Origin of the sequence: Sphingomonas aliaeris (assembly GCF_016743815.1) — a bacterium.
In the GTDB taxonomy this organism is placed as follows: Bacteria; Pseudomonadota; Alphaproteobacteria; order Sphingomonadales; family Sphingomonadaceae; genus Sphingomonas; species Sphingomonas aliaeris.
This window is the reverse complement of sequence record NZ_CP061036.1, coordinates 23,479-41,947: the sequence shown is the minus strand read 5'-3', so window position 1 is coordinate 41,947 and position 18,469 is coordinate 23,479. Positions and strand designations below refer to the sequence as shown.

General features: G+C 65.2%; 21 protein-coding genes and 1 pseudogene. 17 read left to right on the top strand and 5 right to left on the bottom strand.

Going from position 1 to position 18,469, the window contains the following annotated elements; translation table 11 throughout:
- Window positions 1–676: 676 nt before the first annotated feature.
- The 4 genes from H5J25_RS18840 to H5J25_RS18825 all read left to right on the top strand — a co-directional run bounded on the left by H5J25_RS18840 (window position 677) and on the right by H5J25_RS18825 (window position 4,596).
- Window positions 677–1,012: a single-stranded DNA-binding protein gene (locus H5J25_RS18840; protein ID WP_202096580.1), complete on the top strand. Its 336-nt coding sequence runs from the start codon at window positions 677–679 to the stop codon at window positions 1,010–1,012.
- A 104-nt stretch (window positions 1,013–1,116) separates the two neighbouring features.
- The gene (locus H5J25_RS18835; protein WP_202096579.1) at window positions 1,117–1,560 is read left to right on the top strand and encodes a hypothetical protein; all 444 of its coding nucleotides are present in this window, start codon (window positions 1,117–1,119) and stop codon (window positions 1,558–1,560) included.
- Window positions 1,561–2,060: 500 nt separating this feature from the next.
- A complete protein-coding gene (locus tag H5J25_RS18830) occupies window positions 2,061–3,071 on the top strand; it encodes a DUF2493 domain-containing protein (RefSeq protein WP_202096578.1) in 1,011 nt (336 codons plus the stop codon).
- Window positions 3,072–4,041: 970 nt separating this feature from the next.
- A complete protein-coding gene (locus tag H5J25_RS18825) occupies window positions 4,042–4,596 on the top strand; it encodes a hypothetical protein (protein ID WP_202096577.1) in 555 nt (184 codons plus the stop codon).
- A gap of 192 nt (window positions 4,597–4,788) precedes the next feature.
- On the opposite strand, the gene H5J25_RS18820 is transcribed toward H5J25_RS18825, so the two are convergent.
- Together H5J25_RS18820 and H5J25_RS18815 are read right to left on the bottom strand one after the other, a co-directional pair.
- Window positions 4,789–5,007, bottom strand: coding sequence for a hypothetical protein (locus tag H5J25_RS18820; protein WP_202096576.1), 219 nt, complete (start codon window positions 5,005–5,007; stop codon window positions 4,789–4,791).
- A gap of 230 nt (window positions 5,008–5,237) precedes the next feature.
- A pseudogene (locus H5J25_RS18815) lies at window positions 5,238–5,989 on the bottom strand (IS5 family transposase).
- 405 nt (window positions 5,990–6,394) lie between these two features.
- Between H5J25_RS18815 and H5J25_RS18810 the strand changes: the two are divergent.
- From H5J25_RS18810 to H5J25_RS18760, 12 genes are all read left to right on the top strand, one after another.
- Window positions 6,395–6,685, top strand: a complete 291-nt coding sequence (locus H5J25_RS18810) for a ribbon-helix-helix protein, CopG family (RefSeq protein ID WP_202096574.1) — start codon at window positions 6,395–6,397, stop codon at window positions 6,683–6,685.
- On the top strand, window positions 6,678–9,155 hold the full coding sequence (locus tag H5J25_RS18805; RefSeq protein WP_202096573.1) for a type IV secretion system DNA-binding domain-containing protein: 2,478 nt from the start codon (window positions 6,678–6,680) through the stop codon (window positions 9,153–9,155). Before H5J25_RS18810 ends, H5J25_RS18805 begins: the two co-directional genes overlap by 8 nt.
- A 3-nt stretch (window positions 9,156–9,158) precedes the next feature.
- Window positions 9,159–12,242, top strand: coding sequence for a MobF family relaxase (mobF, locus tag H5J25_RS18800; protein ID WP_202096572.1), 3,084 nt, complete (start codon window positions 9,159–9,161; stop codon window positions 12,240–12,242).
- Complete coding sequence (locus H5J25_RS18795; RefSeq protein ID WP_159513286.1) at window positions 12,239–12,484, top strand: hypothetical protein; 246 nt, start codon at window positions 12,239–12,241, stop codon at window positions 12,482–12,484. Before mobF ends, H5J25_RS18795 begins: the two co-directional genes overlap by 4 nt.
- Before the next feature lie 306 nt (window positions 12,485–12,790).
- On the top strand, window positions 12,791–13,462 hold the full coding sequence (locus tag H5J25_RS18790) for a hypothetical protein (protein ID WP_225883575.1): 672 nt from the start codon (window positions 12,791–12,793) through the stop codon (window positions 13,460–13,462).
- Complete coding sequence (locus H5J25_RS18785; protein WP_202096570.1) at window positions 13,459–14,010, top strand: DUF2726 domain-containing protein; 552 nt, start codon at window positions 13,459–13,461, stop codon at window positions 14,008–14,010. The genes H5J25_RS18790 and H5J25_RS18785 overlap by 4 nt, the downstream gene beginning before the upstream one ends.
- Window positions 14,007–14,213 (top strand): hypothetical protein, encoded by a 207-nt coding sequence (locus H5J25_RS18780; protein WP_202096569.1) that lies wholly within the window; start codon window positions 14,007–14,009, stop codon window positions 14,211–14,213. Before H5J25_RS18785 ends, H5J25_RS18780 begins: the two co-directional genes overlap by 4 nt.
- Before the next feature lie 21 nt (window positions 14,214–14,234).
- Window positions 14,235–14,585: a hypothetical protein gene (locus H5J25_RS20970; protein WP_225883574.1), complete on the top strand. Its 351-nt coding sequence runs from the start codon at window positions 14,235–14,237 to the stop codon at window positions 14,583–14,585.
- A complete protein-coding gene (locus H5J25_RS18775) occupies window positions 14,578–15,408 on the top strand; it encodes a CsgG/HfaB family protein (protein WP_225883573.1) in 831 nt (276 codons plus the stop codon). Before H5J25_RS20970 ends, H5J25_RS18775 begins: the two co-directional genes overlap by 8 nt.
- Window positions 15,409–15,417: 9 nt before the next feature.
- Entirely contained in the window at window positions 15,418–15,879 is a 462-nt protein-coding gene (locus tag H5J25_RS18770) for a hypothetical protein (protein WP_202096568.1), read from the top strand.
- Between the two features lie 17 nt (window positions 15,880–15,896).
- Complete coding sequence (locus tag H5J25_RS18765) at window positions 15,897–16,388, top strand: hypothetical protein (RefSeq protein ID WP_202096567.1); 492 nt, start codon at window positions 15,897–15,899, stop codon at window positions 16,386–16,388.
- Between the two features lie 18 nt (window positions 16,389–16,406).
- Entirely contained in the window at window positions 16,407–16,661 is a 255-nt protein-coding gene (locus H5J25_RS18760) for a hypothetical protein (protein WP_202096566.1), read from the top strand.
- Between the two features lie 74 nt (window positions 16,662–16,735).
- On the opposite strand, the gene H5J25_RS18755 is transcribed toward H5J25_RS18760, so the two are convergent.
- A complete protein-coding gene (locus H5J25_RS18755; protein ID WP_159513279.1) occupies window positions 16,736–17,359 on the bottom strand; it encodes an SOS response-associated peptidase in 624 nt (207 codons plus the stop codon).
- Between the two features lie 48 nt (window positions 17,360–17,407).
- Window positions 17,408–17,677: an HU family DNA-binding protein gene (locus H5J25_RS18750; RefSeq protein ID WP_202096565.1), complete on the bottom strand. Its 270-nt coding sequence runs from the start codon at window positions 17,675–17,677 to the stop codon at window positions 17,408–17,410.
- A 41-nt stretch (window positions 17,678–17,718) separates the two neighbouring features.
- On the opposite strand from H5J25_RS18750, the gene H5J25_RS18745 reads away from it, so the two are divergent.
- Window positions 17,719–17,895 carry a hypothetical protein gene (locus tag H5J25_RS18745; protein WP_202096564.1) on the top strand — a complete coding sequence of 59 codons (177 nt, stop codon included), beginning with the start codon at window positions 17,719–17,721 and terminating at the stop codon, window positions 17,893–17,895.
- Here the strand turns inward: H5J25_RS18745 and H5J25_RS18740 are convergent.
- A complete protein-coding gene (locus tag H5J25_RS18740; RefSeq protein ID WP_202096563.1) occupies window positions 17,889–18,338 on the bottom strand; it encodes a hypothetical protein in 450 nt (149 codons plus the stop codon). The two genes, H5J25_RS18745 and H5J25_RS18740, sit on opposite strands and share 7 nt — an antisense overlap.
- Window positions 18,339–18,469 lie beyond the last annotated feature (131 nt).

The following is an 18,469-nucleotide window of genomic DNA, read 5'->3' as shown; positions in this document are numbered from 1 at the left end:
GTTGGCCGGAGCCGAAAGGGGATCGCCTCTCGCGAGGCGGTCCCCTTTTTCATTCACTACGCACGGTCGCCCCGCCCAAAGAAGGGCATCTCGTGTGGTGACACCCTTCCGGGTCGGGTCACGGCCACCAACGTCGTCCGCGGAGCTCAAGCCGGCGCGTCGCCCAGGCCCATCCGCATGGCTGCGCGAGCGCCCATGGAACCCGACCGAGTTACGCCGCCCCGCGAAACCGACACATTGGCCAAGCCGAGAACCGACGCGGCCGCGAAACCGGATCTCCTCGGCCATGCGTCACCGTCCGGCAAGTCACTCCTTCGGATTGGCCCCGTTATCGGCATCATCGACCAGCGATGCTGGCATCGCCGATGTGGCACCGATCGCTCGGGATCACGGGCCAGGCGGCCGACACAGCCGGTTCACAGATGCTGCACATCGAAGCTTCGCGGACCTTGTGGGGCCAGCGGTCTCCCGCGCCGGGTCTCATGTCACCTGCGGACCGCCGTTGGTCACCGCAACCGCTTTAGCGGGACCGTGTTGCCGCGCTGAAGCGCGGCTGCCCGCACCACCCCCGCGAAAGCGGTTCCCCTGCGCTGACGCTCCGGTGCGGTGACCCCCGTCGCCCCGCTTCTCGGTGACACCCGGCGGGGAAACCGCCGGCCCCACCAAGGAGGCTTCGATGAACAACGTGAACCTAGTCGGCCGTCTGGCCCGCGACCCCGAGCTGCGCCAAGCCGGTGACACCAACATCGCCACGGTGTTCGTGGCGACCGACCGACCCAAGCTCAACAAGGAAGGTCGCACCTACAAGGACGGCAGCGGCTTCACGGTCAAGGAGACCGAGTTCCACAAGGTCACCTGCTTCAACGGCCTAGCCAAGGCAGTGTCCGGAGCCCGCAAGAAGGGCGACCTGGTCGCGGTGGAGGGACGGCTCCACTACACCAAGTGGCAGGACCGCGACGGCAACGATCGCTACGGCTGCGAGATCATCGCCGATCGGGTGGAGTTCTACTGACCCACCCGGAAGGGCGGCACTTAGTGCCGCCCTTTCGCGTGCTCGCGCGCCGTCTTCCATCAGCACCCGGTGCATGATCCATGCGCCGATCCATGGAGACTACCATGCAGAAGCAAGCGGACCTGTTCGATACCGACGTGAACCCGTTCACGAATCCAGAGCCAATGGCCGAGCCTGCTGTCCAGGTCGCGGATGAGGACGAGCCCGCGCCACGGGTCGATCCGCTGGCCGCCCCATGTGGTTTCGTCAACTGCCGAAACCTACCATGCCGACGCCTCGCATCGCGGCCTCTGCTGCTGGATGGCAAGCCCTTCGTCCACCGCGGAATACCGATGTTGCACTGCGATCCAGCCTGCTGGCGTGACGTTGATGCCAACCAAGTTCCCGAGACGACCGAACCGCAAGACGACGCCGGTGACTACCCCGCAGATCGCGACGACCCAGGACCAGAGGCCCCGCCGGATTATGATGACTGGTCGGGATGGGAGCGCGCCGACGATGATGGTTTCGGCGCAGACGATGGTGGACGAGAAGAAGGAGAAGGGTAGGGGCGCCCGCCCTATGGGCGGGACCGGGCTCTAGGCGGCTGCGCCGCCCGGAGCCCCGCGTGCCGCGGGTCTCCGCCCTTCGGGTAACGATCCCTCGCTGGACGGCGACCGGTCTCGCGAGGACCGACAGCGACATCGGTCGCGCCCATTCGGGCGCTACCCTCGCCGCTTTGCATCCGCACGCCTTTGGCGCGCGAATGCCGGTCCTCACTCGATCCGGTCGCCGTACCCAAACCAAATCTATCTTTCTGTGAGTCCGAGCATGGCATGCGGGGTTGGCGGACCGTCAAGGACGAGCGGTGCCCCCAATTTTCACGACCCCGCCACTCCGCTTCGCTCCGCTATGGGGCCGAGAAAATCGGCTCCCCCACTCGCGAGCGTTAACCGGGGTCCACGCCTTCGGCGCGGCTTCCCGGTTAACGTCCCTGACGGCCCTGACCGCCGCATGCCGAATGAGAGACCTCACAAGAAGGTGAGAAACAAAACTCATGGAGGCTATCATGACCAAGTACACCAACTTCTCCGACCTGGCCCGCACGATGGCGGACACGCGCGCAACGCAGATCGCCGATGAGACCCGCCAGGACGAGCGCACGCTGCGCACCTATGACGGCGCGTTCATCGAGGGCAGCGAGATGGCCAAGCTCAGCATCGTCGACGGCGCCGAGAAGCTGGACATGCCCGACCCCGAGCAGGCGGCCGCCGCGGTCGACCTGATGATGCGGACCCTGTTCGACGTGTTCCGCGACACCCGGATGGAGGAGCACGCCGCCGACCTCGCATGGGGCTTCGTCAACTCCTTCCACATGGTGGCCAAGCGGGTCGAGGGCCGCGAGGACGACGCCGCCAAGAAGCTGGGGGAGATGGCCCGCGCCTATGATCCGTCGGAGATCTACGCGACCGAGCTGGAGGAGACGCAGCTGCTGTGCCAGACCCTCGAGGGCAACCGCGAGGCGCTGGAGTGCATGCGGGATCACGCCGCCGAGGTGTACCGCGTCGAGACCGGCCGGCCCTTCTCCACGACCCGCGGCAGCAGGGTGTCGTCCAAGCTCACCGCATCGATGATCGAGGGTGCCGACTACCTCGCCGCACGAGCCGCCAAGCGCCGCGCCGAGTATCACCCCGAGGGTCCGGTGGTCGCCTTCTCGGGCGGGGCGCAGTGGCACGACCACGAGACGCTGTACGACCGGCTGGACCAGATCAAGCGCCGCATCCCGAACATGGTGCTGGTGACCACCGCCCAGATGAAGGGCTGCGACGCGATCGCGGCCGCGTGGGCAGCATCGCGCGGTTGCAAGATCATCCTGTTCCGCCTGGATCGGAAGCTCGGCAACCGGGCGGGGTTCGTCCGCAACGAGCGGATCACCAACCTGAACCCGGTCGAGGCGATCGTCTGCGAGGGCTCGGGCGTCCAGCTCGACTTCGCACGCAAGCTCCGCAACGCCGGCGTCCCGCTCCACGTGTTCCGTGCCGCCGAGCAGCGCCCGATGGCCATGGATCGTCGGGCCTGACACCGTTCTCGCGAGGGGGCTCCGGGCAACCGGAGCCTCCTTGCCTTTTTCGTCGCGCGGGGCGGCGCTCCGGGGCATCGAGCCCCATCGCGCCGCGTGGGACTGTGCTTCCGCTCCACCCCGCCACCAGCGGCCACGCACGGCTCGCTCGCATCGCGGTCGACCCTGCGGTCGACCAGCTTGCTACGCCTCGCCAGGCGTGCCGCAGAGCACCCCACAGGGCAGCGCCGGGCACGGCTCGCTCGCATCGTGGCGACCCCTTCGGGTCGCCTACTCGCTACGCCTCGCGCGTGCCCTACGACCTACGGTAACCACCCCGCACCGGCTCGCTCGCATCGCGGTCATTCCCTACGGAATAACCAGCTCGCTACGCCTCGCGATGCGCGATGCAAAGCACCCACTGGGCAACGCCGGGCACGGCTCGCTCGCATCGTGGCGACCCCTTCGGGTCGCCTACTCGCTACGCCTCGCGCGTGCCCTAGGACCTACGGCAACCACCCCGCACCGGCTCGCTCGCATCGCGGCCATTCCCTACGGAATGACCAGCTCGCTACGCCTCGCCAGCGCGGGAGCGGGACGGATCTGCCTCGCCCCGAGCACGGCTCGCTCGCAACGCGGCAACCCCTACGGGTTGCCCGCTTGCTACGCATCGCACGCGCCCGGGCTTACGCCAATGACGGTCCGCACCGGCTCGCTCGCATCGCCGTCGGCCATCCGGCCGGCCAGCTCGCTACGCCTCGCCGATGCCAATGGCCTTCACCTCTCCGATACGGTTCGTGCGGTACGGCTCGCTCGCGTCGTGACGACCCCTTCGGGTCGCCTACTCGCTACGCCTCGCACGTGCCGGGGGACCTCTGCCGACGACCATGACTACCCGGCCCCTACGGGCCGACCAGAGCAGCCATGCCTTTGGCATAAGCGGCCAGAGGAAGGGGGATCGGGAGGGCGAGTCATACAGGGAGTGACAAGCATGACGATCAGCTTCACCGCGTCGGTTCTCGCATCCGCCTCAGCTCCGGCAGTCGCCGTGAGCGTCCGACACCTCGCCGCCTTTCGGGCTTTCGCGCGCGAGCGCGGCGAAAGCCTTGGCGACGAGGGAGACGAGTTCCTCGCCTACAATTTCGAGGCACGCGTCTGCCCATGGTCGCTCGCCAGCGTCTGCGCGATCTTCGACCATGATCCGGGCGTGATCGCCGTGGTTGAAGAGGCCCAGTTCCGGGGCCTCAACATTCGCTTCTGGCGCAACGAGACAAAGGGCGCAGTCATGATGAGCGTGGCCAAGTCGATCGACGGCTCCGCCTCGATCGACCTGTCCAACGACAACGCCTACGCGTTGCTGGACGCGGTCGGCATCGACCGGGACTCCTGCGGCCAGATCGCGCTGTCGGAGCTCCGCACGATTGTCACCGACCCCGCGCGACGGAGTCGGCTCGATAGCGACGGGTTGGGACGATACGCCGACCAGCTGGAGCGGCTCGCGACCGTCGAACGGACCGAAGACGAGGTACACGTCGTCTGGGCATAATGCCTCCAACCTGGACGGTCGTGTCGGGGGACATCGGCTCTGCCGGTGTCCCCTTTTTTATGCCTGCCTGGCTTTCAGCGCGACCAGTCTCCGACCCCGAATGACGACGGTGAAGGGAGAGGCCGTTCGGCCTCTCTCCTTTTTGCTGAAAGGGCTTCAGCTTCGATCGTCGACCCGATTCATAGACCCGAGTTAAGCGGTCAGACGCTTGTCGACTTCCTCGATTCCGAGCTTCTTGATCGCCGTCATGATACTCTCGAAGTGGGCACCATCGGCCTTGAATAGGCCCGACTGCTCAACCAGCTTCAGGCGTTCCGCTCGCTCCCGTTCGAGGAGCTTCTTGCGACGATCGGCAAGCCGCTGTTCTTCGGCTTCAAGCTGCTGCCGTTCCTGTTCGATACTCAGTGCCATAAGGTGCTGAACCTTTCCGTTGATGACGCCTCCATGGGCCACGATGCCAGCGCACTGACGAGCCGACAATAGCCCGATGGTTCCGGGCCTGATGACCCGGTGATGGAATGACCTGGTCCGGGCTGACGCTGGACCATCGGCAGGTTGACGGACCTTGGCTTTCAGCCGGGTCCGTTGGTGCGGGATCGCTTCGCATCCCACGTTTCCGATCGACTAGGGTTCAGACTCGTTCACATCCAGAAGGCGAGAGCGGTTGCGAGTGCAACACCTGAGAGGAAGTTGGCGGCGAGCTTGTCGTAGCGGGTAGCGACGCGGCGGAAGTCCTTGAGGCGGCAGAAGGCGTTTTCGATGAGGTGTCGGCCGCGATAGCGGTCCTTGTCATAGCGTATGGTGCGCTTGCGGTTGCGTCGGCCCGGGATGACGGGGACAGCTCCTACATCGCGCAACGAGCGGCGCAGCCGGTCGGCGTCGTAGCCTTTGTCGCCGAGCAGGTAGCGCATGCGCCCGGCGCGTTCGAGAAGAGCCGGTGCCGCCTTCACGTCGCTGACATTGCCGGGGGTGAGCATCAAGGCATAGGGGCGGCCGATGACGTCGGTGAGCGCGTGGACCTTGGTGGTCCAGCCACCGCGAGAGCGGCCGATCGCCTGCGTCGAGCGCCCCCTTTTGCGCCAAACGCCGCGCGTTGCGCCTTGATGTAGGTGCTGTCGATCGAGGTACTTTTCGTGACCGCGCCGGTATCCACCAGGGCATTGAGCAGCTTCAGCCAAAAGCCCCGGTGCGACCAGCGATTGAAGCGGTTGTAGACCGTCGTCGATGGCCCGTACTCGGCCGGGCAGTCGCACCAGCGGCAGCCCACTTTGAGCACATGCAGGATGCCGGAGATCACCCGCCGGTCGTCCACGCGCCGGGCACCAGGCTGGTTCTTGGGTAAGTGCGGCTCGATCGCCGCCCAAGCCTCGTCCGACAACCAGAACAGCGCCATGCCATACCTCCCATGAGCCACACCCGCAGTGAATCAGGAAAGCCGCTCCGCCTCAACCCGCTGATTGGGTTTGAGCCCTAGGGACTGCCCGCGGCGCGCTGCTCTACCGGATCCCGGCTATACCCCAAGAAGACCGACACCGAGGAGCCAGAACCGCCGAGACAGTCCCTAGGATTTGCACACCCTATGCGGCGACCGCGGTTGTAAGCCATTGGTTTTGCACATGTATCGCTAGCGATACCGTGTATCGCTGGCGATACATGGACCGGGCGGTCTCTAACCCGCTGCAATTGCACACTCTTTCGGTATCGCTAGCGATACACGTTTCAGCTTGCATCGACTTAATTGATCGGCGAAACTGCGCCTGCGAAAACCCCACCAGCCTCGGCAAGATCGAGGACTGGGATGACTGACAAGCACCAGGTACTGACCCTGCGCCTCAACGGCGATGACTGGGCAGCACTCAATCGCATCGCTGACAAGCGCGGGTTTTCCCGGGCCGAGGCTGCGCGAGCCGCCCTCATGCAAGGGCTCCGGTTCGCGGAGGCGGGCCACACCTTCAACATCACCCGGACGGTGCTCCTTCTGGAGTACATGCAGGCTGCGATCGACGTCATCATAACCCGGGATCACGGGGACGCCGTACCCGCCCTCCTCGAGGCTGCCCAGCAGCGCCTGGAGACGTTCCATGCGTAGGAACGATATCCGCTTCAACGGTCAGGCAGCGACGATCCAGCACGCCTCCGCAAGGGGTCGGATCACCCGCAACGCGGACAACTTTACCCGCGGCTCCCAGCTGCTTTCGCACCAGTATCAGATGACATGGGCAGGCATCAAAATCCCGCTCTGGATCTGGGTCGGCGTCGCGGTTGTGGTGTTCAACATATTCATCTGGCTCGGCCTCAAGGAGCACGAGTTCCAGCTAGACCTTATGCGGTGCTACTCCACGCTGTGGACCTGGGTCGGTGGCGACAAATACCACCTCATCAACCTCACCCTTCCCGGCGGGAAGATGGTCCATCTCCCCATGGGCTACGTCCCGTACCATCCGGCCGTTGTCGAATCGTGGGAGAAGACCTGGCGGATCGTGTGGGCGACCTTTGTGATCGCGTCCATCGTCGCGGCACCCGTCATCATGTGGTTCATCACCTGGGCGAACAAACGCGGCAGTGACATTCTCAAAGAGCGTCACGAGCGCGGCGCCATGCTGGTCGAGCGACCTGTCCTCGTCCGCGAGATCAAGGCCCATAATCAGGACCAGTTCAGCCAGGAATGCCGCTCAGGCACGCCTCAGCGCAACCCGGCGATGGTCGCCCAGCTGAGCCTTCCCGACCGCGTCGACCTCGGCATCCACACGCCCTATTCAATCGCTGGCATCCCCTATCCATGGCGCCTCGAACAGAGCCACACCATGATGATCGGCACGACCGGCACCGGCAAGACGACCCAGCTTCGGTCGCTGGTCAATCAGCTTCGCAAGCGGCGTCATCGCGCGGTCATCTTCGACCTCACCGGTGCCTTCATGGAGGCATTCTACAACCCCGAGACCGACATCGTCCTGAACCCGATGGACGCACGTTGCGCGCCCTGGACGTTGTTCGATGAGTGCCGGAACTATGCCGACTTCGTCTCGGCCGCAGCCGCCCTCATTCCCTCCCATCCGGACGACAAGGAGCCCTTCTGGCAGAACGCAGCGCGGATGCTCTTCATCGAGATGTGCATCAAGCTCCAGGAGCTCGGCGAGACCAATAACGCAGCCATCGCTCACCATCTGATGCAGGCAGACCTGAAGTCGATACACTCCAAGCTGGAAGACACCGTCGCCGGGCCGCTGACGACCGAGAAGGCGGCGCGCATGGCAGAGTCGATCCGGTCGGTCCTGAACGTCAACGGTCAAGCTCTCCGGTTCATGCCAGACCCTGTTCCAGGCGGCCCGCCAGCCTTCTCGATCCGCGATTGGATCTCGACCCAGCACCGAGACGGATCGATCATGTTCATCACGGGCAGCTACAACGACCTGGAACTGACGCGCGGCCTGTTCACCCTCTGGATGGACCTCGCCGTCAACAATCTGATGCGGTTGCCCAAGACACGCGATCTGCGCACCTGGTATCTCTTCGACGAGGTCCACGCCCTCCACGCGCTGCCTGCCATCGAGCACGGCCTGCAGAGCGCCCGAAATTACGGGGGAGCGTTCGTCCTCGGCATCCACTCATTCGATAAGCTGGTATCCACCTACGGCCTCCAGAACGCGACCGCGCTGACCGGTTTGGCGCGCACCAAGCTAATCTTGGCGACGGCCGATCGGACCACCGCCGAGAAGTGCTCGGAGTTCATCGGAAGCCGCGAAGTGCGGCAGATGGATGAGGCCTATAGCTACGGCTACAACAATACCCGCGACGCCTCGACGCTGACGCCCCGCAAAGCGATCGAGCCGCTCGTCATACCCGATGACATCAACAATCTTCCGTCGCTGCGCGGCTTCGTGAAGTTCCCGGACGGCTTCCCCGCGACGCGCGTCGAGCTCCAATGGAAGAGTTATCCCGATGTGGCCGTCGGGTTCGAACCACGGCCCGAGTTCAAGCCGACAGAATACGTCTCGCCGGAAGACCGGCGTCGCAGGGCCAAGCGCGCGGATGAGGGTGGCGAGGGTGGCACGGAGCATGTGCCCAATCGGCCGGTGAATGGGGCGGAACCGGTGCTGGAGAAGCCGGAACCACAGCGGGAGCGTAGCGAGGCTGAGAGAGCCGCTGCTGGGATCGAGATCAATCAATCCCAGGCTTTGACGACCTTGGCCATCCCGCAGCCAGGCGGGACTGGTGAGCAGACCATGACTTCAGGGCAGCGCGGCGTGTCACCAGGTCCTCAGCAGGGCTCGTTGACTCCCGCGGCTCTGGACGGCCGTGCGGCCCGTGCCCCCATGATGGCCGGGATGGGGAATGCCGTGACCGGCGCACGATCTGGTCAGGATGGGCCGGAGATGGGTCGGTCGGCAGGCGCCGAACGATCGGCCGATCGCACAGGCGATACCGTCCGTGAAGATCGGCAGGAGGACCAGGTCATCCGCGAGCTACGCGACGGCATCGCGGTCGACAATCGGGACCACCACCATCACGGCCACGACCATGATCACGGGCTCGACGACGGCTACGGGATGGGGGACTGATCCATGCTGTCGGTCGCTTCCGTCAAGTCGGCGTCTGGTGCGGCGAACTACTTCGCCAAGGACGACTATTACACGGCCGAGCACTCGTCCGAGGCGACGGCTTGGGGCGGTGTCGGCGCGGCGGAGGTCGGCCTCAAGGGCGAAGTCACCAAGGAGGCTTTCGAGAAGATCCTCAACGGTGAGCTGCCCGATGGCGAAAAGGTCGGGCAGGTCCAGAACCGACAGTCCGGCGTCGACCTGACATTTTCGATGCCGAAGTCGGCTAGCATCCTCGCATATGTCGCGGGCGACGAGCGGGTGCTCGCGGCGCACATGACCGCCGTCAAAACGACCATGACCTGGGTGGAGCAGAAGTTCGCAGAGGGCCGGACCTACGAGCGGACGAAGTCGGGCGAGCCGGTCCGGACCGGCAACCTCGTCTATGCCCTGTTCCAGCACGACACGAGCCGCGCGCTGGATCCGCAGGGCCACATTCATGTGCTGGTCGCGAATATGACCAAGATGGCCAACGGTGCCTGGCAAGCGCTCCACAACGGCCAACTGTGGAAGAACAACACCACGATCGGCGCGGCGTACCATGCCCAGTTCCGCGCCGAGCTGGCGAAGCTCGGATACGAGACTTCCGTCACCGGCAAGCACGGGCAATTCGAGATCAACGGCGTTCCAAAAGCCGTTCTCGAGGCCTTCAGCCAACGCCGGAACGACATCGTTGCCAAGGCTGCCGAACTGGGGATCACCAACCCCAAGGCACTCGATCGCATCACAACGAATACCCGCGATGCGAAGCTCAATGTCGAGGATCGGCAGGCGCTGCGCGAGGCGTGGCAGGAGCGGGCCGCCGCGTTGGGCTTCGACGGAAAAACCCTCGTTGCTGCAGCAGAGGCGAAAGCGGGGGGACGCGAGATCCCGGCGATGACGACCATGGAGCGGGTGCGCGAGACGGTCGCCGGCATCGCCGGTGCGCTCGGCGAGCTATTCTCGCCGAAGGACCCGCTGGTCTCGAGTGGCATAGACCGGATCGGCATGCCGGCCGTTGAGTTGCGCGCCCAGCACGCTGTGGCGAGCGCGATCCGGATCCATGCTCAGCGGGAAGCTGCGTTCTCGGTGTCGGAGATTACTCAGACCGCCCTCAACCTTGGGCTGAAGGGGGTTACAGCCCCGCAGATCGACGTGCGTGTGTCCGAGCTCATCCGGGAAGAGAAGCTGCTCCCCGGCAAGAACGATCGGATCGACGGTGTGGTCACCCACGTCACCACGCCCGAGGCGCTTGCGACCGAGCGCGGGATCCTCGCCCAGGTCGAGCGCGGCAAGGGAGCCGTCGCTGCCATTGTACCGGCAGAAAAGGTCCTCGACCGTCTCAACGCCGCGTCCGGCGACAAGGAATTGAACACGGGCCAGCTCGCCGCAGCGACGCTCATCCTGACGTCGACCGACCGGATCGTGGCTGTCCAGGGTGTGTCCGGGGCCGGCAAGTCCACCATGCTGTCCTCCGTCGCGCGCAACGCCGAGCAGGAGGGGCGCAAGGTGGTCGGCCTCGCGCTGATGAAGGCGACCGCCGACCGGCTTGGCGCTGAGACCGGCATCGAGAGCCGCACCGTCTCCTCCTTCATTCACAGCTACGCGCGCCATGCGCTTGCCGGCCAGGGCGACGGGTACAAGGGCGCACGCGCCGAACTCGCTGGGACCGTCCTGGTGCTGGACGAGGCGTCGATGGTGGGCAGCGACCAGATGAAGCACTTGGTCGGAATCGCCAATGCGCTCGGCGTTGATCGGCTCGCCATGGTCGGCGACCGCCAGCAGATCACCGCAGTCGACGCCGGCAAAGCCTTCGCGATCGCCCAGGAAGGGGGGATCGGCATGGCTCGAATGGACGAGAACCTTCGCCAGCGCACGGAGCAGCTGCGCACGGTCGCGGCGCTCACCAATCGTGGCGCGGTGCGCGAGGCGATGGAGGTGCTCGGCGACAAGGTGGTCGCCAACCCCGAGCATGTGAAGACCGCGGCGGAGCATTGGCTGAAGCTGACCCCCGAGGAGCGAGATGCGACCGCAATGTTCTCGTCCGGCCGGAAGGCGCGCGCGGAGCTCAATGTGCGCATCCAGGAAGGACTGGCGACTGAGGGGACCTTGAAGGGAGAGGGGCTGACGATCGGCGTCCTCGACAAGGTGAACCACACTCGGGAAGAACTGCGGTACGCTCACGCCTACAAGGCTGGCCAGGTGATCGATCTCCGCCACGCGGTTCGCGAGCTCGGCTTGCCGCGGGGCACCTTCGACGTGGTCGGCGTCGACGCCAAGGGCCGGGTTCAGGTCATGATCGGCAACCGCCTCAAGACCTTCGACCCTCAGCGGATCTCACCGCTCGACAAAACCGACACGATGCAGCTCGCGCAGCGCGAGCAGATCAAGCTCCACGAGGGCGACAAGATCCGCTGGACGCAGAACGACAAAGATCGCGGCCTCAACAACAACGACGTCGCCCGGGTTCTCTCGGCCGACAAGAACGGCATCAAGGTCGAGAGCCTGGACGGCAAGGTCCACGAGCTGAAAGCGGGCGACCCGATGACGGAGCGGATCAGCCTTGCTTACGCCCTGAACATGCACGCCGCGCAGGGCATCACCGCCGACACCGCGATTACGGTCATGTCGCACAAGGAGAGCAACCTCTCCAACCAGCGCCTCTTCAACGTCACCGTCACCCGCGTTCGGGACGACATCCGCCTGTTCACGGACGACCGCGAGAAGCTGACCGCGGCGATCGAGCGGAACGAGGGTAACAAGACCTCCGCTCTCGAGACTGTCGGGCAGTTGTCGGTCGATCCGGGCCGACATGGACCGGATGGGGGAGCCGCGCGGCCCGGTGCCGGAGCTAGCACCGGAGCGGTGTTCAGTCCTGACCTGCCGCCAGATCTCGATCGCGGTCCCGAGAAAACGGGGCCGGCTGCGGCTACCAGCGCGCCCGACCTACCGCAGAGCAAACCGGACTTGCGCAGCAATCCGTCGCTCAACCTCACGGCAATCCGCGTGAACGTGGAGCCGAAGGGGCCCGAGCTTCCCTTCCCCGAAAAGGACATCGGACTGGAGCTATGACCATGCACGCCAAGCCGACCTGGGATCAGGTCCTCACCGCCAAGCACTGGCATCCCTGCGACCTCGGCACGCACACGATCGCGCAATGCAGCGCCGACGCCCGCCACCAACATGCCATCGGCTGGGGCGCGGACGTTCTGTCCTTCTGCGCGGTATACGCGGTGCTGTTCTCGGTCGTTCGGCCGATCGAGCGCGCGTTGGCCCGCCGGACGGCTGCGCCGACGAGGGCGGCAGCGGCATGAGCCTCGCCGATCGTCCATACATGCAGAGACGGGGAGCCCGGCAGAGACCAGTCCGTCTCGACCGCCCGCCACCCGGCGCGATTGACATGGAAGGCGGTCCGTCCAGCGCCTCTCAGGCTGTGCGCGAAGGATCGCGGCCGCGCAGCCCGCGCTGGCGCTCCCTGGGGTTCCTGGCGGCGTCTGCGGGGCTTTTCACCATCGGATGGGCGATCGCCTGCGGAATGATCGGCGCCAGTCTCAGCACGGAGGGCGGCTCGTTCGTCCCACCGAAGGAGGTCACCCATGGGCCTCGATGATCGCGATTACATGCGCGACCGCTATCGCGCGCGGCAAGGTGGAAAGCGCGAGGTCCCGCTAGGCTCGGCCAGCTGGATCGGCCGAGCGGCGCAACCCGCCGGTAGCGGCGGAGGCTGGTTCGAGAAGAAGAATCGTGGGCATGATTACCAGCGCGGCCGGTATCGTCCTCGGCAATCGTCGCCGCTCCGCCATGCGCGCTGGCTGATCCCGATCCTCTGCCTGCTGACCTACGTCATCCCGATGTACTTCGATGCCAAGCGGGGAGGCTGGCTGCCCGACCTGATGCCGGGCATTCCCTTTCCTGAGTCCGGCAGCGTCACCGTCCCGACGCATCTATCCCAGAAGCGGATCACCAGCAGCCTTACGGTCCAGACGAGCGATGCGAACGCAGTCGTCCAGCTCTTCGACCCCGATACCGATGAACATGTCCTCTCGGTTTACGTCGCGGGCAACGATCACGTCGTCATCCCAGCGCCGCGCGGCACCTTTCGGATGAAGATCGTCGAAGGCCGCAAGTGGCACGGTCCGACGAGGTATTTCGGCCCGAACACTCAATACGAGACCGTGCTCAAGCTCATGACCTTCTCGAAGCGGATGGGGAACGGGATCGACCTGAGGCGTCGCGTTGACGGCAACCTTCACACCCGTCCCATGATCACCAACCCGGAGCCGCTGCTATGAACGGTCTCGTGCCCTTGCTCCTGATCGGAGCCGTCCTCCTGTTCATCGTCCTTGCGCTTCAGAATGTGAGGCCCGGCCGGACGGCTAAACTCCCGGTCGAGGCGAAACCGCTGATGAGCGCGACCGAGCGCCAGATCATCGCCTTGCTGGAGGAGGCGCTGCCCCAGGCGCGCGTACACGCAAAGGTGGCAATGGGCGCGATCGTGAAGACCCGTGCGGGGCTCTCGCAGCGCCAGCGCATGTCCGTCCGCGGCCGCTTCTCGCAGAAGATCGTCGACTTCGTCCTAGAGGACAGAGCATCCGGTCGGATCCTCGCCTTGGTCGAGCACGGTAACCGGAGCTCGGAGAGCAGCGAGCGAGCGAAGCGGGACGCGATCACCGGCGCGGCCGGTTACACGACCATCCGCCTGCCCGACACGCGCAGGCCAACGGCCGCCGGCGTCCGCGACGTCGTGCTGGCCGCCCTTTCCGACCACGCAGGATCCAACAACACCAGCGCCCCTCAAACGCGTGGGCAAGGGGCAGAGCAGCGCGAGGTGACCGCATGACATGGCAGTTCGACGAGATGGGCGAGTTCGGGTCGGAGGCCGACGCCGATCGCTGGGCGAAGCGTAACAACATCGCCCCACAAGACGTCCGTATCACCCGCAAGGGTGAAGGCGTGGAGCTCGAGGTCCGGCGTTCGGCCCTCGGGGACAGTGGCAGCCGCCACAACGACCGTCGCGACGGCCGTCGCGACGGCTTTTTCTGACCAGGGAAGGGAAACACGACCATGAAGCTTCGATACTTCACCGCAATGGGGGCCGCTGCCCTCGCGATCGGCATGCCAGCCGCGGCCAGCGCCGCGCCAGCAGGCCCGGTCCTCCTCGCCATGGCGACGTTCGCTACAGAGACGGGCGGGACAGACGCAAACGAGAAGGCGAGCCTCAAAAAGGCGCATTACATGTCGCATGCGAAAGCGCATGCAGATGGCGACTGCAACGACTGCGCTGATTGCCCCGACTGCGCTGATTGCGCTGACTGCGACAAGGTCAAGCCGGTGGTTACCGCGGCCGAAGAGGCAGCGGGGATCTGCGACCCGACCAAGCACGGGGCCGCGAAGAAGGCGAAGGCCGGTGCGTAACCGGACCACCATCCTCGCAGTGACGGCCGCTCTCGCGGCCGTTACCCCTTCAACCCTGTACGCGCAGAAGCTCGGCCAGGGCGGCACGGGCGTCGACGAGACGACCGAACTGCCACGTTGCGCCACGCCGCTCGGCGTCGCCGCGCTGATAGAGCAGAAGGCCGCCAGCGCGACGGACAACCTTTCGCCACAGCTGCAGGCGCTGATGCGAATGGCGGAGATGCAGAACGGGGGCAGCACCGCCACGGTGGATCCCCTGCCGCTCGTCAAGCTGATGGCTGCTCGCAGCGGCTGCTTCGCGGTCGCGGACCGGGGAGCTGCTTTCGACGCCTTGGAACGCGAGCGTGCGCTTGCCGGCGGGACCGCGCGACCTGTCACCAAAGCCGATTACCTGATTCAGGTGCAGGTCCTGTATTCCGATGCGAAGGCGCGGGAGAGCGGTGGCGGCTTGGGCGGTGCCTTTGGGGGTGCGGTTGGGCTCAAGTCCAAGACCCTGGAGAGCCAGGTCCTCCTCACGCTCGTCAACGTGGACACGGGGATCCAGGAGGCTGTCGCGAGCGGGTCGGCACGCAAGAAGGATCTCGGTGTCGTCGGGGGCGGTCTGCTCCTGGGGCTGGGTGTGGGCGCGCTTGGGGGCACCTATGGCTCGACCGACATCGGCAAGATCACATCGTTGGCGATGCTCGACGCGTACCGGAAGCTGGTTGCCGACGCACAGCCGCGTTTGGCGTCCAGGCAGCGGGTTGCACCGCAGGCCGGTACGGGCGTGTTGCCGACAGCGGGAACCGCGCCGGCGGTGACCTCGGCTCCTCCGGGCAAGTAGGACAAGCTCGTGAACATGATGGATCGGTTCGGGCTCACCCCGTGCCCCTATTGCTCGGCAGGAATGCTGCCCTGGACCGCAGGCAAGCGGGTCCATCATTGCGAGCGGTGCCAGCGGCCGCTCGCAATCTATCGCGGGCTGTTCAAGCGGGACCGCTTCCGCATTATTCCGCTCTATGCCGCGGTCCATGCGACCGCGGCACTTCTCTTCGTCCTTGCCCTCGCGACTGCCCTGGTCGGCACAGGAAACATGCGGCACATCATGCTCGCGGTTGCCTTCCCGCTTGCGCTGTTCGGCGCGAGCGATGTTGCAGACGGCTACCTCTCGATCCGCACCGGTGTGAGCCGGCTATTCGGTCGTGTCCGCAGAGGCGGCGTAGCCCGCGCGATCGGCGCCGGTACGATCCTTTTCGGCCTCGCGGGCTGCTTGATCGCACTAATCGGCATCACAGCCTTCACGGGCGCGCAATGATCCCCCTGTGTCTCATCGTGGGTGACAGCACCGGCGTCGGCACGGCTTCGGCTCTGGCGGCTCAGGGGGTCCGGTGCGAGATCCACGCCCGCGTAGGCGCTAGCTCGGCCGAGGTGGCGAAAACGTGGAAGGGCAGTCCTCCGGTCGCGCGCGCCCTGCTCGCGATCGGCTCGAACGATCCGACAAACCCCTCGCTGACGCGCAATCTCGTCTTTGTGCGTCAGCGCGTCACGGCTGCGCGCGTGACCTGGCTGTTGCCATACAACACGACTGCGGCGCGCGTGGTCGCGAGGGTTGCCACCACATTCGGGGATCAGATCGTGCCGCTGTCGTTTCAGCCGTCGACCGACCGCGTCCATCCGCGGAGCTATCGACCTGTTGCGGCGAGCCTCGGCTGGAAAGATGTTTCCGGATTCCGGCACTTCGTTTCCACCAAATCCGCCGACGTCGCTCGACAGGCACGCCCGATCGAGCCCCGCCAGCGGGCGACAGTCATCCTCATGCAGTGACCGGAAGGGTGCCGTCCCATGCCTTCGCCCGAAATACCGGCACAGATTGCCGACGACCAATCATCAGAAAGCATTGCCGCTGCTTTCAGAGCGCAAGCATACGATCTCATGGACAGGTCACCGATCGCCGCAGCTCACCTCGTCCTCGCTGCCGCGACACTCGCCCCGGAATGTGACGACGAGCGAGACGTCGCCGACCAGTTCTCATTTGTCATGGCCGACTTCGCGATGGGGCTCGCAAGGATCCATCATCGCGCCCGCGCCCGCCTATAATCGAAGAGCGCCTGTCCTGGGCTCCACGAGCGCGTTGCGGTTGATCACCTCGATCGCGTCGCTGCTGAGGGTGGTCATTCGACGCGCATCAGCTGGGAGGGGTAGGGCGCCACGGCATCCTTCAGCTCATCCCAAGGCGCCGAGAGCCACCGATCGTAGTCCTCGTCGTGCAGGATCACGGGCATCGCCTTCGGGTGAATGGGAGCCACGACAGCGTTCGGCTCGGTGGTCAGGAAGCCATAAGCGTTGCCACGCTCGGTCGGCCGCCAGATGCCGGCGAAGGCGAAGATCGGCCGGCTAGGAACTTCGAACCAGTGAAGCGGCTTTTTCCCGTCCTCGCCCGGGGCCACTCCGTACTCCGAAAAGGCAGTCACCGGCACCAGGCAGCGCCGTGCCGGCGTCGTCAGCATGGACCGCCAGAAGCTTGAGCTGAGATTCCGCACGTTCGTGACGTATTTCGTCAGCTTGGCGGCCGGATCCCGCTTGCTCGGCACCTGGGTAGGGACGCCCCATTCCATGCGCTCAATCTTCCGATCGGCGCCGTCCTGAACCACCACTGCTCCGTAGAACGGCGTCTTCTTACCAGTCGGAAAGACGTCGCCGGCCGGAAACGTCTCGTCCGGCTCATAGGGCGGGCGGATGCCGAACGTCGCAGCCACCTCGGCCTGCTTCGCCGTCAGCCGATACCGATTGCACATCCGCGCCTCCCATCCGGCGCCGGCAGACTGGTCGCCAGCGCGCTTACCTCAGAGCTTGTCCTTCAAGCCCTTGGCAGCTGTGAAGGTGACCTTCTTGGAGGCTGCGATTGTGATCGCCTCCCCGTTCGATGGGTTACGGCCCTGACGTTCCGGCCGTTCCTTCACCGTAAACTTCCCGAAGCCGTTGATCGAGACTTCCTCACCCTTCACCGCAGCGTCTGCAATCTGATCGAAAACAGCATTGATTGCCTTCTTCGCATCCGCCTCGCTCGAGCCGGTCGCACCCGCAACGGCTTTGGCCAATTCACCAATGTTCATGCTAGATCTTCTCCGTTGATTGAAACGGTGAGACCTTAGCCATGGCGAGCGATGATACAACGACCGTGCTGGACGAGGCGAATGCCGCAGCCGTCCGCTTGATGGTCGAGAGGCTGGCCGACCATGACGTGATCGAGGTGTTCAACCTGACCGGCGGGCTGGGACCTGTCGCAGATCTTGCTGCCGAGCAGATGAAAATACGGGAGCTGGATTACTGAACCCGCGCAATCCGTTCGCGTGTGACGCGCGGATCTTCGTACAAGTCGCGGACGGCGCGAACACGAAAGAGGTTCCACCAGCGCTGCCAACGATGCTCGGCCGCGTCGTGGAGCATGTGGCACCGCTGACATAGCGCCTTGAGGTTGGCAGGAGCGTTGTTGCCTGGGTCGTGGTCGAGATGGGCACATGCCAGGACTACGAAGGTCATCCGTACAGAGGCGAGGACGAAGCCCCCTTTGATCGCAATGCGCTTGCCTCGATCCGAGCGCCAACACTTCGATTCCGCATCCCACCACCGCCCGTCGCCGAGATGGGCCACACGGCGGAGATGCGGACGAGCACACCGCTCGCAGCGCGCGCCGGCACGCTCGAAACGAACCGATCGCGAGATCTGTTGCCAATCGATCGGATAGAGCCAGCGGTTCTCAGGGCGGATCGGCATAGCGATTCTATGAGTCAGGCGCGCCCAGAACGGAAGCGCTTTTTCCCGCTTTGTTTGCTGTCCGTTGCGCAGCCGTTCCGCCTGAATCGATGAACCGATTGGATGCGAGCTTGACCGATGGAGCGAGGTAA

What these genes read in the sequence shown, in the direction of transcription:
- H5J25_RS18750 (WP_202096565.1), bottom strand. Translation starts at nt 17,677, where the DNA reads ATGAACATTGGTGAATTGGCCAAAGCCGTTGCGGGTGCGACCGGCTCG.
- mobF (WP_202096572.1), top strand. Translation starts at nt 9,159, where the DNA reads ATGCTGTCGGTCGCTTCCGTCAAGTCGGCGTCTGGTGCGGCGAACTAC.
- H5J25_RS18790 (WP_225883575.1), top strand. Translation starts at nt 12,791, where the DNA reads ATGCGCGACCGCTATCGCGCGCGGCAAGGTGGAAAGCGCGAGGTCCCG.
- H5J25_RS18840 (WP_202096580.1), top strand. Translation starts at nt 677, where the DNA reads ATGAACAACGTGAACCTAGTCGGCCGTCTGGCCCGCGACCCCGAGCTG.
- H5J25_RS18755 (WP_159513279.1), bottom strand. Translation starts at nt 17,359, where the DNA reads ATGTGCAATCGGTATCGGCTGACGGCGAAGCAGGCCGAGGTGGCTGCG.
- H5J25_RS18820 (WP_202096576.1), bottom strand. Translation starts at nt 5,007, where the DNA reads ATGGCACTGAGTATCGAACAGGAACGGCAGCAGCTTGAAGCCGAAGAA.
- H5J25_RS18740 (WP_202096563.1), bottom strand. Translation starts at nt 18,338, where the DNA reads ATGCCGATCCGCCCTGAGAACCGCTGGCTCTATCCGATCGATTGGCAA.
- H5J25_RS18825 (WP_202096577.1), top strand. Translation starts at nt 4,042, where the DNA reads ATGACGATCAGCTTCACCGCGTCGGTTCTCGCATCCGCCTCAGCTCCG.
- H5J25_RS18795 (WP_159513286.1), top strand. Translation starts at nt 12,239, where the DNA reads ATGACCATGCACGCCAAGCCGACCTGGGATCAGGTCCTCACCGCCAAG.
- H5J25_RS18760 (WP_202096566.1), top strand. Translation starts at nt 16,407, where the DNA reads ATGCCTTCGCCCGAAATACCGGCACAGATTGCCGACGACCAATCATCA.
- H5J25_RS18830 (WP_202096578.1), top strand. Translation starts at nt 2,061, where the DNA reads ATGACCAAGTACACCAACTTCTCCGACCTGGCCCGCACGATGGCGGAC.
- H5J25_RS20970 (WP_225883574.1), top strand. Translation starts at nt 14,235, where the DNA reads ATGAAGCTTCGATACTTCACCGCAATGGGGGCCGCTGCCCTCGCGATC.
- H5J25_RS18835 (WP_202096579.1), top strand. Translation starts at nt 1,117, where the DNA reads ATGCAGAAGCAAGCGGACCTGTTCGATACCGACGTGAACCCGTTCACG.
- H5J25_RS18745 (WP_202096564.1), top strand. Translation starts at nt 17,719, where the DNA reads ATGGCGAGCGATGATACAACGACCGTGCTGGACGAGGCGAATGCCGCA.
- H5J25_RS18780 (WP_202096569.1), top strand. Translation starts at nt 14,007, where the DNA reads ATGACATGGCAGTTCGACGAGATGGGCGAGTTCGGGTCGGAGGCCGAC.
- H5J25_RS18810 (WP_202096574.1), top strand. Translation starts at nt 6,395, where the DNA reads ATGACTGACAAGCACCAGGTACTGACCCTGCGCCTCAACGGCGATGAC.
- H5J25_RS18805 (WP_202096573.1), top strand. Translation starts at nt 6,678, where the DNA reads ATGCGTAGGAACGATATCCGCTTCAACGGTCAGGCAGCGACGATCCAG.
- H5J25_RS18785 (WP_202096570.1), top strand. Translation starts at nt 13,459, where the DNA reads ATGAACGGTCTCGTGCCCTTGCTCCTGATCGGAGCCGTCCTCCTGTTC.